Annotated in this window: 19 protein-coding genes and 1 other RNA gene; 16 read left to right on the top strand and 4 right to left on the bottom strand. The window is 66.2% G+C overall.

The features are described from left to right. Positions 1–18 precede the first annotated feature (18 nt). A complete protein-coding gene (locus tag ACEN9G_RS07135; RefSeq protein ID WP_413337564.1) occupies positions 19–720 on the top strand; it encodes a YjjG family noncanonical pyrimidine nucleotidase in 702 nt (233 codons plus the stop codon). A gap of 3 nt (positions 721–723) precedes the next feature. On the opposite strand, the gene ACEN9G_RS07130 is transcribed toward ACEN9G_RS07135, so the two are convergent. Next, a complete protein-coding gene (locus ACEN9G_RS07130; RefSeq protein WP_413337563.1) occupies positions 724–2424 on the bottom strand; it encodes a thiamine pyrophosphate-binding protein in 1701 nt (566 codons plus the stop codon). Positions 2425–2549: 125 nt separating this feature from the next. Between ACEN9G_RS07130 and rnpB the strand changes: the two genes are divergently transcribed. The 3 genes from rnpB (at position 2550) to ACEN9G_RS07115 (ending at position 4998) form a co-directional block, all read left to right on the top strand. Continuing rightward, positions 2550–2889: RNase P RNA component class A (gene rnpB, locus ACEN9G_RS07125), an RNA gene on the top strand. A gap of 30 nt (positions 2890–2919) precedes the next feature. Further along, complete coding sequence (gene glpK / locus ACEN9G_RS07120) at positions 2920–4413, top strand: glycerol kinase GlpK (RefSeq protein WP_483126527.1); 1494 nt, start codon at positions 2920–2922, stop codon at positions 4411–4413. 81 nt (positions 4414–4494) lie between these two features. After that, positions 4495–4998 (top strand): hypothetical protein, encoded by a 504-nt coding sequence (locus ACEN9G_RS07115; protein ID WP_483126526.1) that lies wholly within the window; start codon positions 4495–4497, stop codon positions 4996–4998. A 2-nt stretch (positions 4999–5000) separates the two neighbouring features. Here the strand turns inward: ACEN9G_RS07115 and ACEN9G_RS07110 are convergent, their stop codons facing one another. Both ACEN9G_RS07110 and ACEN9G_RS07105 read right to left on the bottom strand, forming a co-directional pair. Next, positions 5001–6248: a type II toxin-antitoxin system HipA family toxin gene (locus ACEN9G_RS07110; protein ID WP_413344190.1), complete on the bottom strand. Its 1248-nt coding sequence runs from the start codon at positions 6246–6248 to the stop codon at positions 5001–5003. Then, complete coding sequence (locus ACEN9G_RS07105) at positions 6232–6570, bottom strand: helix-turn-helix domain-containing protein (protein WP_413344188.1); 339 nt, start codon at positions 6568–6570, stop codon at positions 6232–6234. The genes ACEN9G_RS07110 and ACEN9G_RS07105 overlap by 17 nt, the downstream gene beginning before the upstream one ends. Before the next feature lie 204 nt (positions 6571–6774). On the opposite strand from ACEN9G_RS07105, the gene ACEN9G_RS07100 reads away from it, so the two are divergent. From ACEN9G_RS07100 to ACEN9G_RS07075, 6 genes are all read left to right on the top strand, one after another. Continuing rightward, positions 6775–7233 (top strand): hypothetical protein, encoded by a 459-nt coding sequence (locus ACEN9G_RS07100; protein WP_413344186.1) that lies wholly within the window; start codon positions 6775–6777, stop codon positions 7231–7233. 94 nt (positions 7234–7327) lie between these two features. Further along, positions 7328–7684 (top strand): hypothetical protein, encoded by a 357-nt coding sequence (locus tag ACEN9G_RS07095; protein WP_413344184.1) that lies wholly within the window; start codon positions 7328–7330, stop codon positions 7682–7684. Between the two features lie 11 nt (positions 7685–7695). After that, a complete protein-coding gene (locus ACEN9G_RS07090; RefSeq protein WP_413344182.1) occupies positions 7696–8595 on the top strand; it encodes a LysR family transcriptional regulator in 900 nt (299 codons plus the stop codon). A 99-nt stretch (positions 8596–8694) separates the two neighbouring features. Beyond that, entirely contained in the window at positions 8695–10116 is a 1422-nt protein-coding gene (locus ACEN9G_RS07085) for an MFS transporter (RefSeq protein WP_483126525.1), read from the top strand. 20 nt (positions 10117–10136) lie between these two features. Beyond that, positions 10137–10565 (top strand): YybH family protein, encoded by a 429-nt coding sequence (locus ACEN9G_RS07080; RefSeq protein WP_413339731.1) that lies wholly within the window; start codon positions 10137–10139, stop codon positions 10563–10565. Positions 10566–10657: 92 nt separating this feature from the next. Further along, positions 10658–12373: a methyl-accepting chemotaxis protein gene (locus ACEN9G_RS07075; protein ID WP_413339733.1), complete on the top strand. Its 1716-nt coding sequence runs from the start codon at positions 10658–10660 to the stop codon at positions 12371–12373. Positions 12374–12380: 7 nt separating this feature from the next. Here the strand turns inward: ACEN9G_RS07075 and ACEN9G_RS07070 are convergent, their stop codons facing one another. Further along, entirely contained in the window at positions 12381–13331 is a 951-nt protein-coding gene (locus tag ACEN9G_RS07070) for an AAA family ATPase (RefSeq protein ID WP_413339734.1), read from the bottom strand. A gap of 477 nt (positions 13332–13808) precedes the next feature. On the opposite strand from ACEN9G_RS07070, the gene mraZ reads away from it, so the two are divergent. The 6 genes from mraZ to ACEN9G_RS07040 are packed head-to-tail and all read left to right on the top strand — an operon-like array spanning position 13809 to position 20286. Continuing rightward, positions 13809–14237, top strand: a complete 429-nt coding sequence (gene mraZ / locus ACEN9G_RS07065; protein WP_036229930.1) for a division/cell wall cluster transcriptional repressor MraZ — start codon at positions 13809–13811, stop codon at positions 14235–14237. A gap of 8 nt (positions 14238–14245) precedes the next feature. Next, complete coding sequence (gene rsmH / locus ACEN9G_RS07060) at positions 14246–15220, top strand: 16S rRNA (cytosine(1402)-N(4))-methyltransferase RsmH (RefSeq protein ID WP_413339735.1); 975 nt, start codon at positions 14246–14248, stop codon at positions 15218–15220. Then, positions 15217–15489, top strand: a complete 273-nt coding sequence (ftsL, locus tag ACEN9G_RS07055; RefSeq protein WP_413339737.1) for a cell division protein FtsL — start codon at positions 15217–15219, stop codon at positions 15487–15489. The genes rsmH and ftsL overlap by 4 nt, the downstream gene beginning before the upstream one ends. Further along, complete coding sequence (locus ACEN9G_RS07050; protein ID WP_413339739.1) at positions 15486–17255, top strand: peptidoglycan D,D-transpeptidase FtsI family protein; 1770 nt, start codon at positions 15486–15488, stop codon at positions 17253–17255. Before ftsL ends, ACEN9G_RS07050 begins: the two co-directional genes overlap by 4 nt. Beyond that, positions 17255–18820: a UDP-N-acetylmuramoyl-L-alanyl-D-glutamate--2,6-diaminopimelate ligase gene (locus ACEN9G_RS07045; RefSeq protein WP_413339740.1), complete on the top strand. Its 1566-nt coding sequence runs from the start codon at positions 17255–17257 to the stop codon at positions 18818–18820. Before ACEN9G_RS07050 ends, ACEN9G_RS07045 begins: the two co-directional genes overlap by 1 nt. Next, positions 18820–20286, top strand: coding sequence for a UDP-N-acetylmuramoyl-tripeptide--D-alanyl-D-alanine ligase (locus ACEN9G_RS07040; protein WP_413339742.1), 1467 nt, complete (start codon positions 18820–18822; stop codon positions 20284–20286). The genes ACEN9G_RS07045 and ACEN9G_RS07040 overlap by 1 nt, the downstream gene beginning before the upstream one ends. Positions 20287–20289 lie beyond the last annotated feature (3 nt).

Here is a 20289-nt window from a genome sequence, read left to right as displayed (position 1 = left end):
CCTTGCGGTTGCAGCGCCATGAAACACAGACTTTTTCTTTTCGACCTCGACGACACCCTGCTCGACTTCAAAGCTTCCGAACAATTGTCGTTCGACCGCACGATGCGTGCACTGGGCCTGGCCGCGCTTCCCGACGGGCTGTTTGCCCGCTACCAGGCCATCAATACGGCACTGTGGCGAAGCTTCGAGACGGGCACTGTCTCCAAGGATTTCCTGAAGGTGGAACGCTTCCGCCAGACCTTCGCCAAGAGCGGTCTCGACCTCGATCCGGAAGCGGCCAGCCGCCTGTACCTCGAATCGCTGTCGGACACGGTTGTCCTCATCGACGGCGCGCGGGAACTCTGCGCGACCCTGGCCGCCATCGGCGAGGTGGGCATCATCACGAACGGTGTCGAGCAGATCCAGCACCGCCGCATCGCCAGTGCCGGGCTGCGCGACCATGTGTCGTTCGTGGCGACGTCGGAGGCGTGCGGCCATGCGAAGCCGGACAGCCGCTTCTTCGACTACACCGTCAAAATGGCGCGCGCGTTCACGCATGCGGAAACGATCATCGTCGGCGACCGCCTCGATGCCGACATCCTCGGCGCCAACCGCTTCGGCATCGAAAGCTGCTGGTTCAATCCCGGCGGCCTCGCCAACGACACGCATGCGCTGCCCACCTTCGAAGTGGCGCGCCTGCATGACGTCGTCCCGGCCCTGCGTGGCCTGGCCGTGGCTTGAGGATCAGCCCGCCTTGGCCGCCTGCGCGTTGCGGCGGATGGTGTCCAGGGTGGCGCCCGGCGTGATCAGGTTGCCGTCGTAGCGCAGCTCGATCAGCGCCGGCAGCCTGTGCGTGCGCGTGAACGCGATGGCGCGTTCGAGCGCCGGGCCGAAACCGGCCGTCGTCTCGACCGCCTCGCCGTGCCCGCCGTACGCTTGCGCCAGCGCGGCGAAATCCGGATTGTGCAGCTGCGTGCCCGACACGCGGCCCGGGTATTCGCGTTCCTGGTGCATGCGGATCGTGCCGAACATGCCGTTGTTGAAGACCAGGAAGATGACGCCGGCGCCGTACTGCACCGCGGTCGCCAGTTCCTGGCCCGTCATCATGAATTCGCCGTCGCCCGCGAAGGTGACGACGGTGCGCTCCGGCCTCACGATCTTGGCCGCCACGCCGGCGGGAACGGCATATCCCATCGCGCCGCTCGTCGGGGCGAGCTGCGTGCGCATCGCGCCGTAGCGCCAGAAGCGGTGCGCCCACGTCGCGTAGTTGCCCGCGCCGTTCGTGATGATCGTGTCGCGCGGGAGGGCGGCTTGCAGGTCCTGCACCATCTGCCACAGGTCCAGCGGCGCGGTGCCGTCCTTGAAGATCGGCGGCTGCTCCTGCCACGCGCGCAGCTCGGCCTTCGCTTCCTCGACCGTGTGACGCCATGCCGCTGCATCGACCGGCTCCATCGCCGCCAGCATCGATGCCGCCTGCGGCGCGCCGCTCGCGATCATCAATTCGGCCTGGTAGACGCTGCCCAGTTCTTCCGGATCGGGATGGATGTGCACGAGGCGCTGGCGCGGCACGGGCGATGCCAGCAGCGAGTAGCCGCTCGTCGTCATCTCGCCCAGGCGCGGGCCGAACGCGATCAGCACGTCGGCCTCTTTTACACGTGCGGCCAGCTTCGGATTGATGCCGATGCCGACGTCGCCCGCGTAGTGCGGGTGCTCGTTGTCCAGCAGATCCTGGAAGCGGAACGCGCACGCGACGGGCAGGGCGTTCGCCTCGGCGAATTTCTGCACGTCGGCGCACGCCGCATCCGTCCACGTGCCCCCGCCCAGCAGCAGCAGGGGCTTTTTCGCTTGTGCCAGCAGCGTGCGTAGTCGTGCGATCTGCGCGGCAGACGGCGCGCCCTGCGTCGGCTGGTAGCCGCGCGTATCCGCGACTTCCGCGCGCGCCACGAGCATGTCTTCCGGCAACGCGAGGACGACCGGGCCAGGACGGCCGCTCGTCGCCACCTGGAACGCGCGCGCCATGTATTCGGGGATGCGTTCGGCGCGGTCGATCTGCGCGACCCATTTCGCCATCTGGCCGTACATGCGGCGGTAGTCGATTTCCTGGAACGCTTCGCGGTCCATGAAGTCGGTGCCGACCTGGCCGATGAACAGGATCATCGGGGTGGAGTCCTGGTACGCGGTGTGCACGCCGATGGAGGCGTTCGTTGCGCCGGGGCCGCGCGTGACGAAGCAGATGCCGGGCTTGCCCGTCAGCTTGCCGTAGGCCTCGGCCATGAACGCCGCGCCGCCTTCCTGGCGATTGATGACGAAGCGGATGTTCGAGTCGTGCAGCGCGTCGAGCACGTCGAGGTAGCTTTCGCCGGGCACGCCGAAGGCAGTGTCCACGCCGTGGACCTGGAGCGCATCGACCAGGATCTGGCCGCCGCTGCGGGAGGGGTGCGTCATGGTGAGGTCATCCTTATCACGATGGAATCCGGGCATTCTATGCAACTCGCCCTGGGCTGGCTTTTCAAATAGCGACACGACCTTTCACAAATGGCAGCTACGTAATCCTGTACAATGCAGCCCGTGAAGCAGGCCAGACAGCCGCTGGTCCACGCCGCAAGGTCGTGGACGGGAGGAAGGTCCGGACTCCACAGAGCGGGGTGACGGTTAACGGCCGTCCGCCGAAAGCCCGGCGCAAGCCGGGTATAAGGCGAGGAATAGGGCCACAGAGACGAGCGTATTAAGTTACGGTGAAACGCGGTAACCTCCACTCGGAGCAATTCCAAATAGGCACGCGTTGATGTTGCTCGCGGAGCGTGCGGGTAGGAAGCTTGAGCGCCGGAGTAATTCGGCGCCTAGAGGAATGGCTGTCATAGCGTCCGCAAGGGCGTTACACAGAATCCGGCCTATCGGCCTGCTTTACACATGATTCACGGTCCGGGGAGCTCGACGACGATGCGTTACATCCTCGCCCTCGACCAGGGCACCACCAGTTCGCGCGCCATCCTGTTCGACCGCCAGGGCCAGGTCGTGCGCATCGCCCAGCAGGAATATCCCCAGCATTTCCCGCAGCCCGGCTGGGTCGAACACGACCCGCTCGACATCTGGAACAGCCAGCTCGCATGCGCGCGCCAGGTGCTGGCGGAGGCCGGCATCGATGCGGGCGACGTCGCGGCCATCGGCATCACGAACCAGCGGGAGACGACCGTCGTGTGGGACCGCCGCACGGGCGAACCGCTGTGCCACGCCATCGTCTGGCAGGACCGGCGCACGGCCGAACTCTGCGACGACCTGCGCGCCGCGGGCAAGGCCCCCCTCATCCAGCGCAAGACGGGTCTCGAACTGGATGCCTATTTTTCCGCGACCAAGCTGCAATGGCTGCTCACGCACGTGCCGGGCGCACGTGCGCGCGCGGAGCGGGGCGAACTGGCGTTCGGCACCGTCGACAGCTGGCTCACGTATAAATTGACGGGACGCCACGTCACGGACACGAGCAACGCGGCGCGCACTATGCTCTTCAATATCAACAGCCTGCGCTGGGACCCGGAACTGCTGTCCCTGTGCGGCGTGCCGGCGTCGATGCTGCCGGAAGTCGTGCCCAGTTCCGGCATCGTCGCGGAGGCCGACGCGGCCTGGTTCGGCCGCGCCATCCCCATCGCGGGCATCGCGGGCGACCAGCAGGCGGCCACGTTCGGCCAGGCCTGCCACCGGCGCGGCATGGTCAAGAACACGTATGGCACCGGCTGTTTCATGCTGATGCACGCGGGCGACACGCCGCCGCAGTCGCACAACCGCCTGCTCGCCACCGTCGGCTGGACCGTGGGCAACCACACCGACTACCTGCTCGAAGGCAGCGTGTTCATGGGCGGCGCCACCGTGCAATGGCTGCGCGACGGCCTCGGCATCATCAAGCAGTCGGCCGACGTCGAGGCGCTCGCCTTGTCGGTGCCGGACAGCGGCGGCGTGATGCTCGTGCCGGCCTTCGTCGGCCTCGGTGCACCGCACTGGGACCCGTATGCGCGCGGCACCATCGTCGGCATGACGCGCGGGACGACGGCCGCGCACATCGCCCGTGCCGCCGTCGAAGCCATCGCCTACCAGAGCGCGGAACTGCTGGCCGCCATGCAGAAGGACGCCGCCTGCGTCGTGCACGAAGTGCGCGCCGACGGCGGCGCCGCGCGCAACGACCTCCTGATGCAGTTCCAGGCCGACCTGCTGGGCGTGCCCGTCGTGCGGCCGCAGGTGACCGAGACGACGGCCCTCGGCGCCGCCTGCCTCGCCGGTCTCGCCGTCGGCTTCTGGGCGTCGCGCGACGAGATCGCGGCGCAGTGGAAGAGCGAGCGCCGGTTCGAGCCGCAGCTGCCGGCCGCGCGGCGCGACGAGATGATGGCGCGCTGGTCGCGCGCGGTCGCGCATGCGCGCGCGTGGGCGGTGCCGGAACACCACTGACGCTCGCGTGCGGCCGCGCCGGCGCGGTTCGGGCACAATCGATGCAACCTTGTCATCGATGCGTTGCGACCGGAGGCGTCTTTGAAATTCCTGAAGTTTTTCTTTTCGACCGCGCACGCGGTGCTCGGCTTCCTGTTCGTGCTCGTGTCCGTGCTGATCACGGTATTGGCCGTGCAGACCGGCTGGCAGGCGGTCGGTGCCGAGGCCGAGGAGAGCGCCGAAATGGCCATCGAGGCGATCGGCCTGCTGGCCATCGCCGTCGTCTCGCTGCAGATCGCGCAGACCATCACCGAGGAAGAAGTCGTGCGCGACGCCCACATCAGCGCGCCCACGCGCGTGCGCCGCTACCTGTCGCGCTTCATGGTCGTCGTCGTGGTCGCGCTGTCGATCGAGGGGCTGGTCGGCACGTTCAAGGCCTTGCACGAGGAACCGGAACTGCTGCCGCACGCGGCGTCGGTGCTCGTCGCGGCGGGGCTGCTGATGGCCGGCTGGGGCGTGTTCATCCGCATGAACAAATCGGCGGAAATGCTCGAGCCGGAGGCGATGGAAGCGGCCAAGAGCGAGGATGCGAAGGTGGACGAGTAGGGCTACGTGCCGCGCAGGATCGCGAGGTTCGCCGTCATCCGCGCGTGCAGCGTCGCGCGCCAGTCGTCCGTGAGCCACGCGGCGGCCAGCGGAAACGCCGCCTCGATGCGCGCCAGCAGCGCGTCGAGATACGCCGCGCAGGCGTCGCGCCCCGTGAAACCGAAGCGGACGGCGTCGCCGAGGACGGCGTCCCGCGCGATGTCGAAGCGCCCCCTGGACAGTTGCATGACCAGGCGACGCGGCGTTTCTGCCGGATTCGGCACGACGTCGAACGCCGGCGCGAGGCGCCAGCCCTTGCGGCCTTGCCCATGGACGATCGCGTGGTTGCGCACATGGTCGTCGTCGTTGCCGCAGACGGCGTTGAAGACCATGCGGCCGAACAGTTCGATACCATCCTCCGGCGGTGCGCCGACCCGGCGCAGTTCTTCGGCCAGGCGCGGGTAACTCCAGCGGTCGGTGTGGGCCGGATTGTCCGGATATTCCGCCTGCAGCAGGGACGCCGCGCTGACGCACATGAAGCGCCGGCCGCCGTCGCGATCGAAGCGGCGCACGCGCAGGACGCTGCGGCCTCCCGGCCCTGGATGCAGGACGGTTTCCGCCACATCCAGCCCGCTCGCCGCGCCCCATTCGAGGGCGAAGTGTTCGAGGCGTGGGATGTCGGCCGGGTCCATGAGCATCCGCGGCTTGACCAGCCAGAAGGCGCCGGCGTCATCGCGTACGGTCGTCTTCGGACGCGCGCCGCCGACGCTGGCCGTCTGCACCAGCCGCCGCCGGATGGCGGGCCGGACCGGTGGCCGGTGTTCCGCCAGCGCGGCCAGTTCCTCGACCAGCTGGTCGAGCAGGGGCAAGGGAGGACTGTTCAGCGCCGCGCCGGAAAACCGGGGTGTCGACCCGACGGCGAGCGCGCCCCAGCGATCGATATTGCCGGCCTTGATCAGGTATTGCAACGGCGGGGCGTCGGCGGGCAGGTTGTATTCGCGCCGCAACAAGGCCTGGCCCCAGGCATCCGGACACGCGTCGCGCAGGACGTCGTGCAATCCCCGGTAATGCCGGGTCCTGTACTGGGTGCCGGGTACGAACGGCAGGTTCACGGGATCGATCGCCCACGCAAGTCCGCTGTCGACATACGACGGCGCATACATGAACGTGCCTTCGCCGGGCGCGCTGGCCACGTAGCGGCCCACGGTGACCCATGCGCCGTCGTCCGGGCGCTGCAGGTACACGTACAACGGCTTAGAAATAATCGGCATCGGATGTGGCCCCTTGCTCCTGTCGCGTCGGCCGGACCCGCTTGCCCGGGGCCTTGCGCCAGAGTTCGGGTTTCAAGGCTGGCGTGGCTTCATCCGCCATGCCCAGGGTCAGCAGCGCATTCAGGTAGGCCCCGGCACCGACGCCGGGATCACCCCGTTCCAGGCGCCGCAGCGTGGCTTCCGAAATGCCCAGCCGGCGGCACAGGTCGGCCGCCGTGATGCGCTGCTGCATACGCTGCACATTGACGCAGCGGCCCCATTCGACCAGGCGCTCCTGCACGAGCGTCGGCCACATGTCGGCATTTGAAAGTTTTTTGGGCATGTTTCGAGGCTATCAAAGAACGCGTCTTACAGCAAGTAAGCGATTATCTATAAAGGCTTTTTCTACGAAATGGTTTCATAGATAGCGTTTTATGGACTATAAACCGTTATCTATGAATGCCATGAGCAACGTTCGCAGACCCGTATGCAATCTGAACAGTGCGATTCCTTTTAATGGTGAAATTGTGAGAGCTTTTCGTTCACTTTGATCGATATACTGCCCGGTAATATTTCTTACCTTTCTTTTATGTTTGATGGGCAAATCATCCTTCCCGACCATGCCGATTTCGCGTGCCTGCTGAACCAGGTACTCGCCTGGTGGCCGGAGGAATTGACGGGAGATGCCGGCGACGACGCCGAGGCGCGGCAATCGTCGGTGGCCCGGCTGTACGAAACGAGCATTGCGCCGCGGGCGATCCAGTCGGCCAGCATGCTGCTGTTGCAGCTCGACTGGATCCTGTTCGGGATCGTGATGGATTTATCGCGCAAGGTGTCGCGGGTGCGCGTCCGCGACATCCGGCCGCAACTCATCAAGGATAGATTCCACGCGCTGCTGGCCCACAGCGCATTGCCGCAACTGCTAGGCGAAAAACAGTGGGATGGATCGTTCGAGCGCGATGAACTCGTCAATTATTTGCGGGTCGAGGACATGGCGACAGTGTGAACGCGCACCACGCAGACCGGGCATGCAAAATCGATGATGGCATCAGGGCGCGGCGGACCCGAGAATCGGGTTTTCCTCATTCTCGAGAATGCTCATGTCCGCAGTATCGATGGTTGCGCTCGCGTGTATCGCCCTGAATTTCGTACGCGCGGGCTGTGCTCACTTTCTCCGTTTCCGCGAAATGTGCAGTATGCTGGCCGTCCGCGGCTGGCCCGCGCCCCGGGCGATGCTTGCCGCCGGGTCGGCCGTGCAGATCGTGGCCGGCCTGGGGTTGCTCTGGCAGCCGTCGCGCCACGCCAGCGCGATTGCATTGCTCGCATTTACGACTTGCGCCAGCGTAACCCTGCTCGACTTCTGGCGCCTGTCGGGCCGGGAGCGCTTTGGCGCCGCGAACGGTTTTTTCAGCAACGTGGCGGTCTGCGGAGGCTTGCTGCTGGCGTCGATTTTCTGAGGATGGCACACATGACGATCGGTCCCGGCTGGGATGACCTGCGCGTCCTGCTCGCGGTTGCGCGGCATGGTTCGCTCAACGGTGCTGCGCGCGTCCTCGGCCTGACCCAGCCGACCGTGAGCCGCCGCGTGGCCGCCATCGAAGGGCGTCTCGCCATCCAGCTGTTCGACCGCGACATGTACGGCATGGTGCCGACCGCCGCCTGTGCCGGACTGCTCGCTGGCCTGGAGCGCATGGATGCCGAAGCACAAGGTGTACTGCGTAAGCTGGCGGCGACCGGGGACGGCCTTGAAGGCGCGCTGACGATTACCAGCATCGACTGGCTCGGCGCCGCCTTCGTGGCGCCCCTGCTGGCACGCTTCGGCGCGCAGCACCCCGGGTTGACGCTGCGGCTCATCAACGAAAAGCGCAATTTCAATCTGGCGGCCCGCGAGGCGGACCTGAGCGTTGCGTTCCGCCGGATCGAACAGGACAACCTCATCCAGCGTCGCCTCGCCACCGTTCCCTACAGCCTGTTCGCCGCTCCCGGCTACATCGAACGCCACGGTCTGCCGGACCCGGCGCAGCAGGGGCGCGGCCACCGCCTGGTGTTGATCGAACCGCAGGAGGACGTATTCCTGCACGACGCATGGATCCGCGCGGTGCTGCCCGATGCGCACGTCATACTGCGCGCCGGCGACATGCATACGGTCGTGGCCGCGACGTTGGCCGGGGAGGCGATCGGACACGTGCCCCGTCCGCTGGGCGAATCGTTCGCGCAGTTGCACCGCCTCGTTGTTCCGGCGTCCGATCCGGCACTCGACCTGCGCCTCGGCTTCCACGCCGACATGCGCGAGAACGTCCGCTTGCGCGCGCTCGTCGATTTCCTGGCGGCGGAATTGCCGACCCGGCTGGAGTGCACGGCGTCCTGACGCGCCCGCCCTGTACGCCCGTGGCCAGGGCATGCAAAATCGATGATGGCGGAGGCGCCGGCGCCGCTTCGATAATGCCCGTGTCAACAGGAGGAACCCATGACCGACACGACATCATCGACGTCCGCGCCGCGCGGGCGCCACCTCGCCGCGCTCGCCTTGCTGGCCTTTGCCCACCTCATCATCTCGCTCGACTATACGATCGTCTTCGTGGCGCTGCCGTCGATCCGCACGGCCCTCGGCTTCACGCCGCAGACGTTGCAATGGGTGGTCAGCGCGTACATCGTTCCGTATGGCGGGCTGTTGCTGCTCGGCGGCCGCGCGTGCGACCTGTTCGGCCGGCGCAGGATGCTCGTCGCCGGCTTCGCGTTGTTCGGACTCGCGTCGCTCGCGGGCGGCCTCGCGGCGGGCCCCGGGCTGTTGCTGGCGGCGCGCGCCGTGCAGGGTGCCGGCGCGGCCTTGCTGTTTCCGGCCACGCTGTCGCTCATTACCGTCAACTTCGCGGAGGGACACGAACGACACTTCGCCCTGTCCGTCTGGGCCGGCGTGGGCGGCAGCGGCATGGCGCTCGGCGCGTTGGCTGGCGGCCTGCTGACGGAGGCATTCGGCTGGAGTGCCGTGTTCCTCGTCAACGTGCCGCTCGTCGTTGCCGGGACGCTCGCCGCATGGTTCGTGATCGCACCGGATCCGGCGCGCACCGGACCGCGCGACGTTGATGCGGCCGGGGCGCTCGCGGGTACGCTCGGCATGACGCTGCTCGTCTACGTGCTCGTGCGTGGTCCCGAACATGGCTGGGGCGCGGCACCCATCGTCGCGGCGGGTCTGGCGAGCGTGCTGCTGCTGGCGGGATTCGTCGCCATCGAACAGCGCGTCCGCGACCCGCTGCTGCCGCCGTCCCTGTTCGCGGCCCCGGGCCTGGCGCCGGGCCTCGCCGTGATCCTGCTGTTCAGTGCCACGTTCGGCTCGCTGCTGTATTTCCTGACCATGTATTTTCAGTCGGTGCTGCATTTTCCGGTCTGGCAGGCGGGCCTTGCCTACGTACCGCTGTATTGCGTCATCATCGTGATGTCATCGCTGGGAGGCCGCGTTGCGGGCCGTCTCGGACCGCGGCACGGTCTGCTGATCGGCCTGGTGTCCGGGGGCGTCGGCATGCTGCTGACGGCCTGGGCGATGGCGGCGGCAAGCGGTTATGCCGGTCTGCTGCCGGGCCTGTTGCTGTACAGCGCGGGCATGGGCATGACGTTCACGATCATGTTTGCCACGGCGACGATGGGCGTCCCGGCACACCGGCAAGGCGTGGCGTCCGGCGCAGCCTCGGCCTGCCAGCAGCTGGGGAGTGCCGTCGGCATCGCGTTGCTCGTGCCGCTGTCCGAACGCTGGCCGGACATGGCCATTGCGCTGGCGGCGGTGCAGGGAATGGCCGCGCTGGGCGTCGTCGCGATGATCGCGATCGTGGTCTTGCTGGTGCGGCCGCGGCCAACCGCCCGGCGGGCCGTCCGGCTGGACATTGAAATGCACTAATAAATATCGATGAGGACCCAATGACGATCATGACCCGCCCCGAGGATGCACCCCTGGCGTTCCAGGCCGCCTGGAACCGCCACGACATGGAAGCCTTGCGCACTTTGTTCCACGACGATGCGACCTTCGTGAACCGGTTCGGCCGCTACGTACGCGGCATCGACGCGATCGTCGAGATGCACGTGCCGATCCACGCCACCGTCTACAGCGATTCCACGCTCGACAACGCGTTGATCGACGTGATCCCGATCGGCGCCGATGCGGCGGTCGTGCACTTCTGGAGCCGCCTCGCGGCCGGTGCGGCGCATCCGGCCGGTCCCCATGCCGTCGACACGCTGATCCTTGCCGTGCTGACGCGGCAGGCCGGCGCCTGGCGCATCAAAGCGCTCGAGAACGTTACGCTGACGAATCCGAGGACGGGGGAAGCGGTCTTGAGGGATGGCGCCTGAGGATTTTCATGTCGGCAACGTCGACCGACATCAAACAATGCTTTGATGCAATCACGTAAGCTGCCGGCTGGTCCCGACGAATGGAAGGCGACATGAATATCAAACATTGGAAAATCGGTACTCGGCTGGGCGGCGCCTTTGCGCTGCTGCTCGGGTTGCTGGCGGCATGCATCTGGTTCGGTATCGCCAGCCTGCAGCGGCTGAACGAAGGGACGTCGAGGATCGTCGACGAGGATTATCCGAAAACGGTCGTTGCCTACGAAAGCCTCGATGTCGTGAACCGTAATGCCCGCGCCATGCGCAACATGCTGTTGTGGGACAAACCGGAGGAAGTGGCGCGGGAACGGCAGACCGTGCTCCAGAACAGGCAGGAAAACACTGTCAATCTCGACAAGCTGGCGGCACTGATCAAATCCGACGAAGGCAAGGTCAAGCTGAAAGCCGTGCAGGATGCGCGGGAGGTGTACCGCACGTCGCAGCAGGCCTTTCTCGACATGATGGATGCCGGTAAAAAGCCGGAAGCCGCGACCTTCCTGCTGACCCAGGTGCGCAAGGACCAGCGCGGCTATTTCGACGCCGTGCGGGAATTGATCAAGTTTCAGGATAGGCGCGTGCTCGACAGCGGCCACCGTGCCGAGGAGACGTACCAGTCGACGATCGCGTGGCTGATGGGATTGGCGGCCGTCGCGCTCGTGCTCGGCACGATCGTGGCGGTCTGGATCACGCGTTCGATCACGCGGCCGCTGCGGCAAGCCGTCGACGTGGCGCGCACCGTGGCCACTGGCGACCTCAGCACGCGGATCGAGGTGCACTCGGCGGACGAAACCGGCCAGTTGCTGCAAGCCCTGCGCGACATGAACGAAGCGCTGGTCAATATCGTCGGAGAAGTGCGTAGCGGCACGGAGACCATCGCGTCCGCGTCGCAGCAGATCGCGTCCGGCAACGCCGACCTGTCGTCGCGCACCGAGGAGCAGGCGTCGTCGCTGGAAGAAACGGCGTCGTCGATGGAAGAACTGACGTCGACGGTGAAACAGAATGCGGACAATGCGCGCCAGGCGAACCAGTTCGCCGTGTCCGCATCGGAAGTGGCGGAGAAGGGCGGCGCGGTGATGGCGGAAGTGGTCGACACCATGGGCGCGATCAACGAATCGGCGCGCAAGATCGTCGACATCATCGCGGTCATCGACGGCATCGCCTTCCAGACCAATATCCTCGCGCTGAACGCGGCCGTCGAAGCGGCGCGCGCCGGCGAGCAGGGACGGGGCTTTGCGGTGGTGGCGTCGGAAGTGCGCAGCCTGGCGCAGCGCAGCGCGGCCGCCGCGAAGGAAATCAAGGCGCTGATCGACAACTCTGTCCAGAAGGCGGACGACGGCAGCAGGCTCGTCGACCAGGCCGGGACGACGATGCGCGACGTGGTCGAGAGCATCCGCCGCGTGGCGGACATCATGGGCGAGATCAGCGCCGCGAGCCAGGAGCAGACCGACGGCATCGGGCAGGTACAGCTCGCGATTTCCCAGATGGACCAGGCCACGCAGCAGAATGCCGCGCTCGTCGAGGAAGCGGCCGCCGCGTCCGAGCAACTGCGCGAGCAGGCATCCAAGCTGTCGCAGACCGTCGCCGTGTTCCGGCTGGGCGGTGCGCCTGACCGGGCCGCGACCGTGCCCGCCGTGCAGCCGAAACAGGCGGCGCCGGCTATCGCGCCGCCGGTGCGGAAGAAGCCGGCCGCGCCGGCCAAGGCGTCGACAGAGCGGCCGCGTGCCAGGCATCTGGCCAGCGCCGGCGCGGGCGACGAGTGGGAAGAGTTCTGATCTTTGATTAAAACCCGATCCGCCCCTTGCCCGGCGTGGGCTTGAGGCGGATGTCGTCCACCTTCACGTGCGCGCGCCCATCCGCGACCGCATAGCCAAGCCCATCCAGTAACGTCTTGCGCAGGTCGCGCGGCGACACGCCCGCGAGCTTGTCCAGCACGCCGTCGCCCAGGAACGGATCGAACGCCGCCAAATTCAGCTCGCGCAGCAGCCCGGCATACATGCGCTGGGCGATGCCGGCGGCCTGTTCCGGCGTCGGTGCCGGGACTTCATAGACGGCCATCCGGTTCAGCAGCGGGTGCGGGATGCCTTCGGTGGAATTCGCCGTCAGCACCCAGAAGATCTGCGAGGCGTCGATGTCGACGTCGATGAATTCGTCGCGGAAGGCGCTGGCCGTTTCCGGTTCCAGTAACTGATACAGCGCCGCGAGCGGGTCGGATTGCGAGGAGCCCGTCGCCTTTTCCACCTCGTCCAGCACGATCACCGGATTCGCGAACTGGCCGCGCACGAGGCGTTCGGCCACCTTGCCGCACTTGGCCCCGCGCCAGCTGGCCGAGCTGCCCGTGATGACGAAGCCGGCCGACAGCGCATTCATGCTGATCAGCTCACAGTCCGTGTGCATGACCTTCGCCAGGCGCTTGGCGAAATGGGTCTTGCCCACGCCCGGGCCGCCCAGCAGCAGGATCGGCATGACGTTAAAACCCTTATCGCCGGCATGGGCCAGGCGCAAATAGCGCGCGAGGTCGTCCAGCACTTCGTCGAAATTCGGACATTCCTCGAACAGCGGGTCGAGGGCGTCGATGGAAGAGGGGGTGGTGACGAAACGTTCGGCGCCGGTCTCGAGCATGCGTTCGTAGAACGCTTCGAGCTCGGGCGAACGTCCGCGGCTACGGTCGAGCGCGCCCTGTACTTCATTGAGATCGTAGACGGCACGGCTGCGGGCCAAGGTAAGGCTCATGGCAAAACTCCTGCGCGATAGTACGGACTCACTTATACTACTGGGCTCCCCGAAAAAACCGTCAAGCGAGCCGGAAACGGCCGGGTGATCGCCTCGCTTTCATTCTAACGCGCACGTGATCGAATCGCGCTTTCTGCCGTGCTGTCTGTGTTGCCATATGGCAACCTACTGACAGTCAAGTCTTGTCCTTTATCAAGGGTAAAACACATGTGTGCAGATGAGGTGGCACATGCATTGTTTTACCTAAGTGCCTAATTTTGCTCAACATTTTTACTTGAGGTTCCGTCAAGTAAGTTCGCTAAGTCATTGGTTTCATTGGCAATTTCGCCGTTTTCTAAACGTGAATTCGCTTGACCACAGACAACGCTTCCTCTAAAGTGGGAAACGGTGGCAAAAAGTGCAGTTTTGTGGGAGATCGGTGTATCTCCCGGCGCCTAAAAATAATCAGACTGATAACTCTCCAAAACTAGGTACAACGTGTTTCAGGGCGCGTCAGCGATCAATCTCGATGCCAAAGGACGGATGTCAATACCGGCCAAGCATCGCGACGCCTTGATGCAGCAATGTGAAGGCCGTATGACGCTCACGAAACACCCACATGGTTGCTTGTTGTTCTTCCCGCGCCCGGTGTGGGAAGAGCATCGCGAACAGATCGCCGCCTGGCCGATGTCGGCGCGGGCGTGGCAACGCATTTTCCTGGGGAACGCCTGCGATGTCGAGATGGACGGCGCGGGTCGGGTGCTCATTTCGCCCGAGCTGCGCAATGCAGTTGGTTTGGAGAAGGAAGTGATGATGCTCGGGATGGGGACCCATTTCGAGATCTGGGACGCCGCCAAGCTGGCAGAAAACGAGGCCCAAGCCGTCGCGGGTGGCATGCCCGATGTCCTTTCCAATTTCTCCTTCTAAGGCGCCGCATGAATGTGACTCAGCCGGTGCCCGGTTTGCAGCATCGTACGGTGCTGCTGGATGAAGCAGTCGATGCACTCGCCCTCGAAGGCGAGCGCGCTGCGGGTACTTATATAGATGGCACGTTCGGCCGCGGCGGTCATAGCCGGCTGATCCTGTCGAAACTGGCGCCCGAGGGGCGCCTGATCGGTTTCGACAAGGATCCCCAGGCGATCGCGACGGCCGAGCAGATGAACGATCCGCGCTTCTCGATCGTGCACGACAGCTTCGCGACGATGCGCGAAGCGCTGGCGGCACGGGGCGTGCACCAGGTCGACGGCATCCTGCTGGACCTGGGCATCTCCTCGCCCCAGGTCGACGATGCGAGCCGCGGGTTCAGCTTCCGCAACGATGGTCCCCTGGACATGCGGATGGATACGACACGGGGCATTTCCGCCGCCGCCTGGCTGGCCGAAGTGCCGGAGAGACAACTGGAAAAGGTGATTCGGGATTATGGAGAAGAACGGTTTGCTTTTCAGATTGCAAAGGCGATTGTTGCTGGCCGGGCAGTCGAACCAATTTCAACCACACGACAGCTTGCCGCAATCGTGGCAAACGCGGTCAAAACCCGGGAGAAAGGCAAGGATCCGGCAACCCGCACCTTTCAGGCTATCCGGATTTTCATCAATCAAGAGCTTGAGGACCTTGAAGCAGGTCTGAACGCCGCCTTCGAACTGCTGAAGCCCGGCGCTCGCCTGTCGGTGATCAGCTTCCACTCGCTGGAAGACCGCATGGTCAAGCAGTTCCTGGCGTCGAAGGCCAAGGTCGAGCAACCGGATCGCCGGTTGCCGATCCGCGCCGTCGACTTGCCCAAGCCCTTGATGAAGTTGATCAGCAAGACGAAACCGTCCGACGTGGAAGTCGGCGCCAACCCGCGCGCCCGTTCGGCGGTGCTGCGCGTGGCCGAGCGGCTGGGCGTGGACGCGCCGGAGGGAGCCCGATGAGCGGCAAGCTGAACGTCGTGCTGACGGTGCTCCTCGTCGGCTGCGCGCTGTCGGTCGTGAACGCGCGCTACCAGGCGCGCCACCTGTTCATCGACCAGGAAAAGCTGCTGCAGCAGCAGCGCCAGCTCGAGATCGACTGGGCGCAGCTCCAGCTCGACCAATCCACCCTCGGCAAGAACGAGCGCATCGAACAGATCGCGCGCTCGCAGCTGGACATGGCACCGCTGTCCCCGGCGCGTACCCAATACCTGACGGAAGGCGGTAAATGAAGGCCGGCACCAACGGATCCCGCGTCGCCGCCGCCAAGGGCGTGGCGTTTTCCAAGAGCCCCGTGCTGGCCGTGCGCCTGCCCGACTGGCGCTCGCGCGTCGTCCTGTTCGTGCTGTTCGCCGCGTTCCTCGCGCTGGCCGGGCGCGCGCTGTGGCTGCAAGGCGTCTCCAACCAGTTCCTCCAGAAGCAGGGCGCGAGCCGCTACGAGCGCACGCTCGAACTGCCGGCCACGCGCGGCAAGATCTTCGACCGCAACGGCATCGTGCTCGCGTCGTCGCTGCCCGTGAAGGCCGTGTGGGCGATCCCCGAGGACGTGCTGAATTCGCCGCGTCCGAAGCTGCGCGAACTGGCGCAGCTGCTCGACCTGCCGGAGGCCGACCTCTTAAAGAAGCTCGATTCCGACCGCACCTTCGTCTACCTGAAGCGCCAGGTGGAGATGGACGTCATCGCCAAAATCGAGAAGCTCGGCATCGACGGCATCGACACCCGCAAGGAATACAAGCGTTACTACCCGCAGGGCGAGGTGATGGCGCACATCGTCGGCTTCACGAACGTCGAGGACGTGGGCCAGGAAGGCATCGAGCTCGCGCAGCAGAAGAACCTCGTGGGCAAGACCGGCAGCCGGCGCGTGATCAAGGACCGCCTGGGCCGCATCGTCGAGGACGTGGGCCTGTCGCGCGAGCCGCACGACGGCAAGGACCTCACGCTGTCCGTCGATTCCAAGCTGCAGTACATCGCCTTCAACAGCATCAAGGACGCGGTGGAGAAGTTCCACGCCAAGGCCGGCGCCGCCCTCGTGCTGGACGTGCACACGGGCGAGGTGCTGGCGCTGGCCAACTGGCCCACGTATAACCCGAACGACCGCTCGCGCCTGACCGGCGAGCAGCTGCGCAACCGCGTCATCACCGACACGTTCGAGCCGGGTTCCACCTTGAAACCGTTCACCGTCGCGCTGGCGCTGGACAAGGGCCTGATCAAGCCGACCACGCTGTTCGACACGGGCAACGGCCGTTACCAGACCGGCGGCCACACGATCCGCGACACGCACCCGCACGGCGTCATCGACGTCACCACGATCATCCAGAAGTCGTCCAACATCGGCACGACCAAGATCTCGGAGATGCTGTCGGCCCAGGAGATGTGGGAGATGTTCACCAAGGTCGGCTTCGGCCAGGCGCCGCGCTACGGTTTCCCGGGCGCCGCGGCCGGCCGCGTGCGTCCCTACAAATCGTGGCGGACCGTCGCCAAGGCCAACATGTCGTTCGGCCAGGGCATCTCGATGTCGCTGCTGCAGCTGGCGCATGCCTGGCTGATCTTCGCGCGCGACGGCGACGTCATCCCGCTGTCGTTCCAGAAGGTGACCGAGAAGCCGGTCGGCCAGCAGATCATCTCGCCGAAGACCGCGGCCCAGGTCCGCACGATGGTGGAATCGGTGGTGAGCCCGCAGGGTACGGCGTCGCAGGCGCAGGTCGCCGGCTACCGCGTCGGCGGCAAGACCGGCACGGCGCAGAAAGTCATCAACGGCCGCTATTCGCAGACGCACTACGTCGGCAACTTCGTCGGCATCGCGCCGATGTCGAACCCGCGCTTCGTCATTGCCGTGATGATCGACGATCCGTCCGGACCGTTCCACACCGGCGGCGCGGTCGCGGCGCCGACGTTCGCGGCGCTGGCCGCGAATGCGCTACGGGCCGCCAACGTGCCGCCCGACTCCACGGTCACCGACATCATCATTCCGGAACATCCGCTCGAGGAGAGTAATTGATGGCCGAGACGCCGAACATCGTCCAGTGGATCAAGGCCGCCGCACCAGGCGGCCGTCTCGTTTCCGACTCGCGCCGCGTGCGCGGCGGCGACGTGTTCTTCGCCTATCCGGGCGAGGCTGCCGACGGCCGCCGCTTCATCCGCTCCGCCATCGAGAACGGCGCCGCCGCCGTCGTGTTCGACGACCGCGATTTCGCCTGGGAGTCGGACGCGCAGGCGTTCGACAAAACGCTGAATGTGCCGCATCTCGCTGCGCGGGACCTGAAAAAGAACGCCGGCCCGATCGCGCATGCGGTCTACGGCGCGCCCGATGCAGCCATGTTCACCATCGGCGTCACGGGCACGAACGGCAAGACGTCGTGCGCGCTGTGGACAGCGCAGGCGCTCGCTCACTTGAACGAGACCACGGCCGTCATCGGCACGCTGGGCGTCGGCCTCGTGCGCGGCCGCGCCGACCCGGAATTCGACGTCACCGGTTACACGACGCCGGACGCCGTGCTGCTCGCGTCGGAACTCGCCAGGCTGCGCGACGCGGGCGCGACGTCGCTCGCGATCGAAGTGTCGTCGATCGGCCTCGTCGAACACCGCACGGCGGGCATGCACTTCGACGTGGCCGTGTTCACGAACCTCACGCGCGACCACCTCGACTATCACGGCGACATGGCGGCGTACGAAGCGGCGAAGCGCCAGTTGTTCGACTGGCCGGGCCTGAAGACGGCGGTCGTCAACCTGGACGACGAAGCGGGCGTGCGCATCGCGCGGCACCTGCGTTCCGCGCGTCCCGATGTCGCCGTCCTCGGCTACACGCTGCGCGCGGTGCACAAGGGGGGGCAAATGCGACCGGAGCTGGACGGCGTGGCCGTGCTGCGCGCATCGAGCCTGCGCAGCCGTTCGAACGGCAGCGAATTCCACATCGAGTCGCCGTATGGCAGCGCGGTCGCGCGCACGCACATGGTCGGCCACTTCAACGCGAGCAACGTGCTGGCCGTGCTGGGCGCGCTGCTGGCGAAAGGCGTCGACTTGCGCGCCGCGCTCGACGCCGTCGAGGCGCTCGTGCCGGCGCCGGGCCGCATGCAGCAGCTGGGCGGCCAGGATACGCCGATGGTCGTGATCGATTATGCGCACACGCCGGACGCGCTGGAAAAGACGCTCGAAGCGCTGCGCCAGGTCGCGCAGGAGCGGGGCGGCCAGCTGTGGTGCGTGTTCGGCTGCGGCGGCGACCGCGATCCGGGCAAGCGTCCGCAGATGGGCCGCATCGCCCAGATGGCCGAGCACGTGCTCGTCACGAGCGACAACCCGCGCAGCGAGGAGCCGCGCGCGATCATCGAGCAGATCGTGGCCGGCATGGACCCGCATCATCCGACCTCGACGCACCAGGCCATCGAGGACCGCGCCGCCGCGATCCTGTCGGCCGTGAAGCATGCCGCCAAGCCGGACGTGATCCTGCTGGCGGGGAAGGGCCATGAGCCGTATCAGGAAATCAAGGGCCGGAAGATTCCGTTTTCCGATGCCGACCACGCCGCGCTGGCGCTGACCGCGCGGCTCACCATGATGAGGACTGTCTGATGATTCGTGGCTCGATCGAGCAAGTGATGTCGTCCATCGAGGGCGCGCGCGTCACGCGCGACGCGTACTTCCAGGGTGTGTCGACCGACAGCCGGCAGGTGATGCCGGGGTCGCTGTTCGTCGCCCTGCGCGGCGACCGCTTCGATGCGCACGACTTCCTCGGCCAGCTGGTCGACAAGCCCGTCGCCGCCGTCGTCGTCGAAAAGCTCCCCGACCACTATCCGCTGCCGGCCATCGTCGTGCCGGACACGCTCGTCGCGCTGGGCCGCATCGGCAACTTCTGGCGCCGCCGCTTCGCCATCCCCGTCATCGGCGTCACCGGCAGCAACGGCAAGACGACGGTCAAGGAAATGATCGCGTCCATCCTCACGGCCGCCTTCGGCGCGGAGGGACGCCTGGCCACGCAGGGCAACCTGAATAACGAGATCGGCGTGCCGCTGACCGTGACGCGCCTGACGGAAGCGCACAAGGCCGCCGTCGTGGAACTGGGCATGAACCACCCGGGCGAGATCGCGCGCCTGGCCGCCATCGCCGCGCCGACCGTCGCCCTCGTCAACAACGCGCAGCGCGAGCACCAGGAATTCATGCACACCGTGGAAGCGGTGGCGCGCGAGAACGGCGCCGTGCTGCAGGCGCTGCCGGCGGACGGCGTGGCCGTGTTCCCGGGCGACGACGAATACACCGACCTGTGGCGCGGACTGGCGGGCGAGCGCGAAGTGCTGACGTTCGGCCTGACCGACGATTGCGATGTGCGCGCGACGTACACGACGACAGATTTCGGCAGCGAGCTCAAAGTTACGTCGTTCCCGCGGAAGCGGGAACCCGTGCCGGGCGCGCAGGACCAGCAACATGCGCCTCAACCCGACGTCAGCATGGGCCCCCGTTTTCACGGGGGCGACGCGGCTGAGTTTACGATCAAGTTGAACGCCGCCGGCGTCCACAACGTCCGCAACGCGCTGGCCGCCACCGCCTGCGCGCTCGCGGCGGGCATCCCCGTCGATGCCGTCGTGCGCGGCCTGGAAGCCTTCGCGCCCGTGAGCGGCCGCCTGCAGCGCAAGCAGGCCGCGAACGGCGCCACGATCATCGACGATACATACAACGCCAACCCCGACTCAGTGCGCGCCGCCATCGACGTGCTCGCGCAGTACCCGTCGCCGCGCATCCTCGTGCTGGGCGACATGGGCGAGGTTGGCACGCAAGGACCTGAGTTTCACCAGGAAATCGGTGCGTATGCCGCAAGCCGCGGCATCGACACCGTGCTCGCGACCGGCGAACTGGCTCGCCACATGACCGGATCGGGAGCGCAACACCACGAGCAGTTCGACGAATTATTGGCAGCACTGGATCAAAAACTGGGCAGCAAATCTGACGCAACTGTGTTGGTGAAGGGCTCGCGCTTCATGAAGATGGAACGCGTGGTCCAACACCTGACCGCATCAACCAACACCGGCAAGGAAGCCCACTAGACT

This window comes from Massilia sp. Masssp94, assembly GCF_059491305.1.
Note: the sequence above shows the minus strand (reverse complement) of the source record. Positions and strands in the feature narration are given on the sequence as shown.

Bases quoted from the DNA above. Each gene is read 5' to 3' on its own strand.
- ACEN9G_RS07135 (WP_413337564.1), top strand. From the start codon at position 19: ATGAAACACAGACTTTTTCTTTTCGACCTCGACGACACCCTGCTCGAC.
- ACEN9G_RS07130 (WP_413337563.1), bottom strand. From the start codon at position 2,424: ATGACGCACCCCTCCCGCAGCGGCGGCCAGATCCTGGTCGATGCGCTC.
- glpK (WP_483126527.1), top strand. From the start codon at position 2,920: ATGCGTTACATCCTCGCCCTCGACCAGGGCACCACCAGTTCGCGCGCC.
- ACEN9G_RS07110 (WP_413344190.1), bottom strand. From the start codon at position 6,248: ATGCCGATTATTTCTAAGCCGTTGTACGTGTACCTGCAGCGCCCGGAC.
- ACEN9G_RS07105 (WP_413344188.1), bottom strand. From the start codon at position 6,570: ATGCCCAAAAAACTTTCAAATGCCGACATGTGGCCGACGCTCGTGCAG.
- ACEN9G_RS07095 (WP_413344184.1), top strand. From the start codon at position 7,328: ATGTCCGCAGTATCGATGGTTGCGCTCGCGTGTATCGCCCTGAATTTC.
- ACEN9G_RS07090 (WP_413344182.1), top strand. From the start codon at position 7,696: ATGACGATCGGTCCCGGCTGGGATGACCTGCGCGTCCTGCTCGCGGTT.
- ACEN9G_RS07085 (WP_483126525.1), top strand. From the start codon at position 8,695: ATGACCGACACGACATCATCGACGTCCGCGCCGCGCGGGCGCCACCTC.
- ACEN9G_RS07080 (WP_413339731.1), top strand. From the start codon at position 10,137: ATGACGATCATGACCCGCCCCGAGGATGCACCCCTGGCGTTCCAGGCC.
- ACEN9G_RS07075 (WP_413339733.1), top strand. From the start codon at position 10,658: ATGAATATCAAACATTGGAAAATCGGTACTCGGCTGGGCGGCGCCTTT.
- ACEN9G_RS07070 (WP_413339734.1), bottom strand. From the start codon at position 13,331: ATGAGCCTTACCTTGGCCCGCAGCCGTGCCGTCTACGATCTCAATGAA.
- rsmH (WP_413339735.1), top strand. From the start codon at position 14,246: ATGAATGTGACTCAGCCGGTGCCCGGTTTGCAGCATCGTACGGTGCTG.
- ftsL (WP_413339737.1), top strand. From the start codon at position 15,217: ATGAGCGGCAAGCTGAACGTCGTGCTGACGGTGCTCCTCGTCGGCTGC.
- ACEN9G_RS07050 (WP_413339739.1), top strand. From the start codon at position 15,486: ATGAAGGCCGGCACCAACGGATCCCGCGTCGCCGCCGCCAAGGGCGTG.
- ACEN9G_RS07045 (WP_413339740.1), top strand. From the start codon at position 17,255: ATGGCCGAGACGCCGAACATCGTCCAGTGGATCAAGGCCGCCGCACCA.
- ACEN9G_RS07040 (WP_413339742.1), top strand. From the start codon at position 18,820: ATGATTCGTGGCTCGATCGAGCAAGTGATGTCGTCCATCGAGGGCGCG.